This is a genomic window from Caulobacter sp. S45 (assembly GCF_903642205.1).
In the GTDB taxonomy this organism is placed as follows: domain Bacteria; phylum Pseudomonadota; class Alphaproteobacteria; order Caulobacterales; family Caulobacteraceae; genus CAHJWH01.
The window spans coordinates 1-2,947 of sequence record NZ_CAHJWH010000247.1; the positions used below are offsets into that span (position 1 = coordinate 1).

At 69.6% G+C, this 2,947-nt stretch carries 4 protein-coding genes; 2 read left to right on the forward strand and 2 right to left on the reverse strand.

The window, feature by feature from the left end:
* Nucleotides 1-299, reverse strand: a 299-nt coding sequence (locus HUV06_RS15600; protein ID WP_371811102.1) for a flagellin, incomplete at its 3' end; no start/stop codon positions are given.
* A gap of 279 nt (nucleotides 300-578) precedes the next feature.
* Here HUV06_RS15600 and mnmA point away from each other — a divergent pair.
* Nucleotides 579-1,796, forward strand: a complete 1,218-nt coding sequence (mnmA, locus tag HUV06_RS15605) for a tRNA 2-thiouridine(34) synthase MnmA (protein ID WP_174302160.1) — start codon at nucleotides 579-581, stop codon at nucleotides 1,794-1,796.
* 166 nt (nucleotides 1,797-1,962) lie between these two features.
* On the opposite strand, the gene HUV06_RS15610 is transcribed toward mnmA, so the two are convergent.
* Nucleotides 1,963-2,466, reverse strand: a complete 504-nt coding sequence (locus HUV06_RS15610) for an Lrp/AsnC family transcriptional regulator (RefSeq protein WP_174302161.1) — start codon at nucleotides 2,464-2,466, stop codon at nucleotides 1,963-1,965.
* 157 nt (nucleotides 2,467-2,623) lie between these two features.
* Between HUV06_RS15610 and HUV06_RS15615 the strand changes: the two genes are divergently transcribed.
* Nucleotides 2,624-2,947: hypothetical protein (locus HUV06_RS15615; RefSeq protein ID WP_217433927.1), on the forward strand; the 324-nt coding region annotated here is incomplete at its 3' end.

Sequence of the window (2,947 nt, forward strand, 5' to 3'; positions counted from 1 at the left end):
TCCAGCGCCTTGGCCTTCATCTGGTTCAGCAGGTCCGAGATGGTCTGGCCGGCGGTCACCGCCACGTCCAGCACCGAAGCGGCGCGGTTCAGCGAGTCGGTCACCGCGCCCAGCGAGGAGACCTGGGCCCTCTGGCCCTGGGCGATGGCCCAGATGGCGCCGTCGTCCTGGGCGCCGGCCACGCGCAACCCGGTGGAGACCTGGTTCTGAGCCGTTTCCAGCGCGCTGTTGGTGGAGTTCAGGGTCTCAAGCGCGACCATGGCGCCGGTATTGGTGTTGATGCTGTTCATCGGGTTCATCGGGGCAATCCCTTTTTCATCGGCAGCCAGCGCCGTTCGAGCGCCTTGAACCTTTTGCTCGGTGATCCCTGCAGCAAGCGGCGGGCCAGGCGGGCGAGGGGTCGAGCAAAGGCTAAGATGTTGATTTTCCTCGGGCGCGCTTTGGTCGACGTGACGAACTTGCCGGGCTGCTGAAGCCGTAAGGCAAATCTTGCCGAGTCTGGACGCCAGCTTGCTCCCTCTCGCCTCGCGGGAGAGGAAGCCTCGCTTCGCGCTACGGGAACGCCTAGATGGCTTGCCATGGCGCTCGACCTCGCCCCTTCCCCGCTGGATGCCGCCGACGCTGCGGTGCGTGAGGCCGTGCGCCTGCCGGCCGGGGCGCGGGTGGTGGCGGCCATGTCGGGCGGGGTGGACTCCACCGTGACCGCGGCCCTGCTGAAGCGCGCCGGCTACGACGTGGTGGGCGTGACCCTGCAGCTCTACGACCACGGCCAGGCCGTGAAGAAGGCCGGCGCCTGCTGTGCCGGCCAGGACATCCGCGACGCCCGGCAGGCCGCCGAGCGCATGGGGATCCCTCATTACGTGCTGGACTACGAGAGCCGGTTCCGCAGCGAGGTGATCGACGACTTCGCCGACGCCTACCTGCGCGGGGAGACGCCGATCCCCTGCGTGCGCTGCAACCAGACGATCAAGTTCCGCGACCTGCTGGACGTCGCCCGCGACCTGGGCGCCGCCGCCATGGCCACCGGTCACTATGTCCGCCGCGAGGTAGGCCCGGGCGGCCCTGAGCTCCACCGCGGCGCCGACCCGGCGCGGGACCAGAGCTACTTCCTGTTCGCCACCACCCGCGCTCAGCTCGACGACCTCCGCTTTCCCCTGGGCGCCCTGCCCAAGCCGGTGGTGCGCGAGGCGGCTGCGGCGCTGGGCCTGGCGGCGGCCGACAAGCCCGACAGCCAGGACATCTGCTTCGTGCCGGAGGGGAAGTATTCCACACTCATCGACAAGCTGCGCCCAGACGCCGCCGGCCAGGGCGAGATCGTGCACCTGGACGGCCGCAGGCTGGGCCTGCATCCGGGCGTCTCCCACTATACGGTCGGACAGCGGCGGGGGCTGAACGTGGCCGTCGGCGAGCCCCTGTTCGTGGTGGCGCTGGACCCCGCGCGCAAGCGCGTGGTGGTGGGACCGCGGGAGGCGCTGCTGACCCGCGCCTTATCGTTGAAGGAGGCCAACTGGCTCGGCGACCTGCCGACCCTGGCGGCGGCGGCGGCCGGGGGGCTGGAGGCGAGCGTGCGGGTCCGCTCCACACGCGACCCTGCGCCTGGCCGCCTCACCCTCTTCGATGCGACGCCGGGCGTGAGCTTCGACAGGCCGGAGGAGGGGGTCTCGCCTGGCCAGGCCTGCGTCCTCTACTCCGCCGTCCATCCTTCCCGTGTCCTGGGCGGTGGCTTCATCGCTGCGACGACGGCGGCTGTCCAGCTGCCCAAGGCCAGCCTTGCAGATGTGGCGCCTGTCGATTGAGCTGTTGCTTCCTCATGGGGCGCCAAGAAAATCTTCACATACGCTTCAGAGCTTCGGCATGGACTTATTCCGTGGGGCTGACATCCTAAGACCGCGCCTTCGGGCGTTTCCTCCCTATGAACTTGGCCGCGGCTCATCCCGCGGCCTTTTTTTTGGCCCGGCGGGCTCAGGCTGGCTCGGGATAGGTGATGTGGGGCGAGATCAGCCCCAGCGGCACGGTGGTGGCGTTCTTCACGCTGCGCACCACGATGCGGCTCTCCACGTTGGAGACCAGGCCCAGCGACAGCAGCCGGTCGCGCAGGAAGTCGTCGAAGCCGTGGATGTCGCGGGTCACCACTCGCAGCACATAGTCCATGCCGCCAGTGACCGTGGCGCACTGGGTCACCTCCGGCCACTGCGCCACCGCCCGCTCGAAGGCCTCCAGATTGTCCTTGTTGGGCAGCACGAGCTTGACCTCGGCATAGACCTCGAAGCTCAGGCCCAGCTGCTCCCGGTCGAGCAGGGTGACGCGGCCCCGGATCACGCCCACATCCTCCAGCCGCTTGATCCGACGCCAGCAGGGCGAGGAGGAGAGGCCCACCCGCTCGGCGATCTCAGCCACCGACAGGGCGGCGTCGTGCTGGATCAGGTCGAGGATCCTGGCGTCCACGGCATCGAGGACTTCGGGCAAGGTTGTACTCCAAAACCGGCGCCTTAAGGTCGGACCTTGCGCGCAACCTGCGTTCGCACGCCGTCTGGGGATGATCAAGGCCGAACGGGGCGCAGGCGCGCGCTTCTTCCCGGGCGCGCGCTTGGCGGGGCGGCCCGGACCGGCGTATCAGTCCGCCATGACGGATACGCGCGTGGAAGCCCCTCCGCGGCGGCTGCAGCGCCGCTGGGCCATGGTCGTCGCTGCGGTGGCCATCGCCGCCATTGCTGCGGCCCTGGAGATCGGCCTGGAGGGGCGCGATCCCTTCTGGCTGGACGAGAGCTGGACCGGCGGAATCATCGCCCAGCCAAGCTGGGGCGCCGCCTTCCACCAGATCTATTCCGACGTGAACGCCCCGCTCTACTATGTGCTGGCGCGGCTGTGGAGCGGCGTGGCCGGGCTGTCGGACGTCGCCCTGCGCGCGCCGAGCCTCGCCTGCGCCGCAGGCGTCGCCCTGGCCGCG